Source organism: Dyadobacter sp. (assembly GCF_051859145.1).
GTDB lineage: Bacteria > Bacteroidota > Bacteroidia > Cytophagales > Spirosomataceae > Dyadobacter.
The window spans coordinates 1-4,662 of sequence record NZ_JBHYGF010000054.1 but is presented as its reverse complement, the minus strand read 5'-3'; the positions used below and the strand labels follow the sequence as shown (position 1 = coordinate 4,662).

At 44.7% G+C, this 4,662-nt stretch carries 4 protein-coding genes; 2 read left to right on the top strand and 2 right to left on the bottom strand.

Annotation, left to right across the window (positions count from 1 at the left end; translation table 11 throughout):
- Positions 1-241 precede the first annotated feature (241 nt).
- Positions 242-1,861 carry a sodium:solute symporter family transporter gene (locus ACTIE6_RS04420; protein WP_439555474.1) on the top strand — a complete coding sequence of 540 codons (1,620 nt, stop codon included), beginning with the start codon at positions 242-244 and terminating at the stop codon, positions 1,859-1,861.
- 65 nt (positions 1,862-1,926) lie between these two features.
- Here the strand turns inward: ACTIE6_RS04420 and ACTIE6_RS04415 are convergent, their stop codons facing one another.
- Both ACTIE6_RS04415 and ACTIE6_RS04410 read right to left on the bottom strand, forming a co-directional pair.
- Entirely contained in the window at positions 1,927-2,373 is a 447-nt protein-coding gene (locus ACTIE6_RS04415; RefSeq protein WP_031530590.1) for a peptidylprolyl isomerase, read from the bottom strand.
- 126 nt (positions 2,374-2,499) lie between these two features.
- Positions 2,500-3,252, bottom strand: coding sequence for a lytic transglycosylase domain-containing protein (locus tag ACTIE6_RS04410; RefSeq protein WP_439555473.1), 753 nt, complete (start codon positions 3,250-3,252; stop codon positions 2,500-2,502).
- A gap of 477 nt (positions 3,253-3,729) precedes the next feature.
- Between ACTIE6_RS04410 and ACTIE6_RS04405 the strand changes: the two genes are divergently transcribed.
- A partial coding sequence (locus ACTIE6_RS04405; protein ID WP_439555472.1) for a molybdopterin molybdotransferase MoeA occupies positions 3,730-4,662 on the top strand: 933 nt, incomplete at its 3' end.

Genomic DNA, 4,662 nt, shown 5'->3' with positions numbered 1-4,662 from the left:
AGCAGGCGCGGCTAAAAGAATATTATAGGAAGTTACCCTCGAATCCACTGAGATATTCAGATCAGGAGAAAATATCAGAGTAATATTTTGTTGAAAAAAGCTTGTATTCATATTGTAAGGCACATTTTTTATAGCCTCGCGGCGATCTTTCGCTACTTAGGTTTTGTACAATTTTCCGAAAATAATGTACCTTTCGTTTTAAACTGACAAACCTCATCATTCATCCTTTTTATACTTTGCAATGCAGGAATTACAGACCCTAGATTACATCGTTTTCTTCTTTTATTTCATAGTTGTCTCCGGTTACGGTTATTGGATTTATCAGCGGAAAAGGTCAAAAACAGAGTCCACCAAGGATTTCTTTCTGGCCGAAGGGTCGCTTACCTGGTGGGCAATCGGTGCGTCGCTGATTGCATCGAACATTTCAGCCGAACAATTCATTGGAATGTCCGGAAACGGGTTTTCAATGGGACTCGGGATTTCTACTTACGAATGGATGGCAGCAGCAACTTTAATTATAGTCGCTGTTTTTTTTATGCCCATTTATTTAAAGAACAAAATTTACACAATGCCGCAGTTTCTCAACGAGCGGTACAACCCGACTGTAAGTTTAATCATGGCCGTTTTCTGGCTGGCATTGTATATCCTGGTTAACCTTACTTCCATTCTGTACCTCGGTGCGCTGGCTGTTTCGGGTATTTCCGGTCTGGATTTCCAGTTTTGTATGATCGCACTCGCTGTTTTCGCAATTATTATTACAATCGGCGGGATGAAGGTGATTGGTTTTACAGATGTAATTCAGGTGTTCTTCCTGGTAATCGGCGGTTTAGCTACTACTTATCTGGCTGTCAACCTGGTTTCAAGCAATGAAGGAATGGAGGGAATTGCGGCTGGTTTCAAATTAATGCGTGAAAATCACGACGATCATTTTCACATGATTTTCCCGAAAAGCAGTCCTTTTTACATGCAGCTACCCGGCTTGACTGTACTACTCGGCGGTATGTGGATTGTGAACCTGAATTACTGGGGCTGTAATCAATACATTACGCAACGCGCATTGGGAGCTGACCTGAAAACAGCGCGGAATGGTATCCTTTTCGCCGCATTTCTGAAATTGTTAATGCCGGTGATCGTGGTTCTGCCAGGTATCGCCGCTTATTCATTGTACAGCCGCGGCATGTTTCAGGCCGAAATGTTGGGCGATGATGGCGTGATCAATGCAGATAAAGCCTATCCCGTACTATTGAACCTGCTGCCTGCCGGTTTGAAAGGACTTTCATTTGCAGCACTTACTGCTGCGGTAGTAGCTTCACTGGCTGGAAAAGCAAACAGTATTTCGACAATTTTTACACTCGATATTTTCAAAAACTACATTGGTAAAAATGCCTCGGAGAAAACGCTGGTTCGTATTGGCCGGATCGTCGTGGTAGTGGCAATGCTGCTGGCAATTGTTGTTTCTCCTTACATGGGCATCGATAAAAAGGGCGGTTTTCAGTTTATTCAGGAAATGACGGGGCTGCTTTCGCCGGGTATTTTTGCATCCTTTATTATGGGCTTCTTCTGGAAGCGTACCAACTCTGCGGGCGCATTGTTCGCGATTGTGGGTGGATTCCTGATTGCGCTTGCGATGCACAACAACTACTTCCCATTCGCCGACTGGACGCAGGTTCCGTTCCTTGACCGTATGGGAATCGTGTTCCTGATCTGTGTTGTGGTAATGGTAATATTAGGACTGGTTATGCCCAACGAGAAAAAAGGATTGGAAATCGATTCGTCGATGTTCATCCCGCACCGCAGCTTTGTCATTGGCGCTGTAATCGTAATCGGGATGATCACTTTCCTTTATGCGCATTTCTGGTAAGATCAGCTATTCAACAAAAAAAGGCTTGGGTGACCAAGCCTTTTTTTGTTGTAATGCAAACAGGATTAAGCTTCCTGCTCTTCAATAATCGTAATCTTCTGGATCTTGTCGCCCTGACGGATCAGGTCAACTGTTTCAACACCTTCCACCACTTTGCCGAAGCAGGTATGGTTACCGTCCAGATGCGCCGTGTTCTTGCGGCTGTGGCAGATGAAGAACTGAGAGCCTCCGGTATCACGGCCAGCGTGCGCCATTGAAAGTACGCCACGATCGTGGTACTGATTACCGCCATTCAGTTCACATTTGATTTTATAGCCAGGACCTCCGCGGCCTGTGCCTGTAGGGTCACCACCCTGGATCATGAAATCCGGGATTACACGGTGGAAGATCAATCCGTCATAAAAACCTTTTTTAGAAAGGTCAACAAAGTTTTTCACTGTTCCCGGTGCATCCTCATCGTAAAATTCGATCAGCATGGTGCCTTTGTCAGTGACCATTTCAGCTTTTGTCATGTTAAAGAGCGTAATAATTGATAAAAGTCTTTTGCTTTCACGCAGCATTTCGCTGCTGCTATAAAACACAAAGAAAAGGAGAATGAGTCCTTTTCCTTGCATTATTATCATAAATAAAGTTGCGGCTCAGGAGTCGGCAGCAGCCTTAGCCAGCTCTGTTCCGGCCTTTTTCTGTTCCAGTTTGAAGTCTGTCAGGCGGGTGAGCACATCTCCGCTTCCCCATTCGCGGCTTCTTTCCGGATTGGAAAACCATTCTTTAACCGCCAGTATCTTGTAAATGTACCGTGCAGTTTCAGAGTTTAAGCGCAACTTGAAGAAATCATCTTTATTCTGGGAATCCATTCTGTTCTGGATATGCGTCGGCCCTGCATTGTATGCAGCTGCTACTAGTGTCCAGGAACCCAGCTGGCGATGCAGCTCGCGCAGGTATTTGCCTGCAGCATGTGTCGATTTAACGAGGTGGTTGCGATCGTCTCTGTGTTTATTCACTACCAGTCCAAGGTATTTGGCCGTTGAGGGCATCAACTGCCAATAGCCTGCCGCGCCCCGGTGGGAAGTAACCTGGTTACTCATGGCGCTCTCTATAAGAGGCAGATATTGAAAATCGGCTGGTACTCCGTACTTTTTAAGAATAGGCTCAATAATGCTCATTCTTTTTTGGGTCTTTGTCATCAGCTTACGAAAGGCGGGATTGTCGTAATTTCTGATCATGTTTTGATATCGCTCGGCGATTCGAAGCTCTGATAATGGAACGGCTTCGCCACAGAAGTCAATAGCAAGAAGATCTGAATCTATAATAGTTGTTTCTTTCAGCTCCTTCTTTTCCACCTCCACCTCGCTCACGGGTTCATTGCCCAGTATTGCGATTGAGAAGGCCATAAAGATAAGTTTAATCATGCATTTTCATTTTTGTGAAACATATTACAAGGCCATAAGCCGGGGTGCAAAGATAACGGTTTTAGAATAATAAATATTTCAAAACTGATTAAATGATTGATTTACAGCAATTTTGCTTATTGCTAAATAGCATTAAACCAATACTTTCGAATTTGGCATACTCATCAGATTCTGTTTGAAATTGCTGATTAACCCGCTTCTACTGCAATTTTCGTTGGTAAATGCCCGGGTTCGCAAAACGTAAATTTCTATGCCAGATATAATTTTTGTAAGAAGAAGAAAATTGTAATGGACTTATATATACTGTAAATCAGTTACTTGTCTAATATTTATGATTTAACACATTGGTATTTTGCTGCTAAGTCGACTGATTTCTGGACAATTTGTACACAATTTGTACGGGTTGCAGCAGTTTAAAAATTGTATTTTCGATCTTCGCATACCTTCATTTTTCAAGAAATGGTAACAGTCAACGAGGCCAAACAACTCATTATTGCAAACGCGGCATTGTTGCCCGCAGTACCCCGGAAGCTCAGCGAATCGACAGGCTATGTATTGGCCGAAAACATCATAGCGCCACTTTCCCTGCCATCTTTCACGCAATCTTCCATGGACGGGTACGCCATTCTGCATTCGGATATTACTTCGTCGCAAACAATTCTGAAAGTGGCAGGTGAGTCAAAAGCAGGTCAGTCGAACCTTGAAAAGCTTCAACCCGGCACAGCAATGCGGATTTTCACAGGCGCGCAAGTGCCCGAAGGTGCCAGCGCGGTTGTAATGCAGGAGCATACAAAGCTGGAAAATGGGGAGGTACTGATCAACGAATTTCCTGTCCCGGAAGGAAAGAATGTGCGTAAGGTAGGACAGCAGATTATGGCCGGATCAGTGGCACTAACTGCCGGTACTTATCTTTCGCCCGGTGGTATTGGTTTTCTACAAGGTTTTAGTATTCAAGAAATTGCTGTCTATCCCAAACCCAAAGTAGGATTTCTGATCACGGGAGACGAGCTGCTGCAGCCCGGCAGCAAAATGGAACCGGGAAAGATATTTGAGTCAAATTCGGGAATGATTGCGGCTGCTTTGGAGCAGGAGGGTCTCGGGGAGGTTGAAATCCGTTACGCCGCTGACAACCTCGACGCGACGATTGCGGAGTTACAGATACTTGTGGAAAAAAACGACATAGTGCTGGCATCCGGAGGGATATCTGTCGGTGATTATGACTTTGTTGGCAGAGCAATGGAGGCAGTCGGCGCGGAGACAGTCTTTTATAAAGTGCGACAGAAACCCGGGAAACCAATGTTGTTTGCTAAAAAGGAACAAAAGCTATTTTTCGCCCTGCCGGGGAATCCTGCATCCTCCCTCGTTTGTTACTATGAATATGTATTGCCGGCG

Coding starts and splice junctions, on each gene's coding strand:
- ACTIE6_RS04420 (WP_439555474.1), top strand. CDS start 242: ATGCAGGAATTACAGACCCTAGATTACATCGTTTTCTTCTTTTATTTC.
- ACTIE6_RS04415 (WP_031530590.1), bottom strand. CDS start 2,373: ATGACAAAAGCTGAAATGGTCACTGACAAAGGCACCATGCTGATCGAA.
- ACTIE6_RS04410 (WP_439555473.1), bottom strand. CDS start 3,252: ATGGCCTTCTCAATCGCAATACTGGGCAATGAACCCGTGAGCGAGGTG.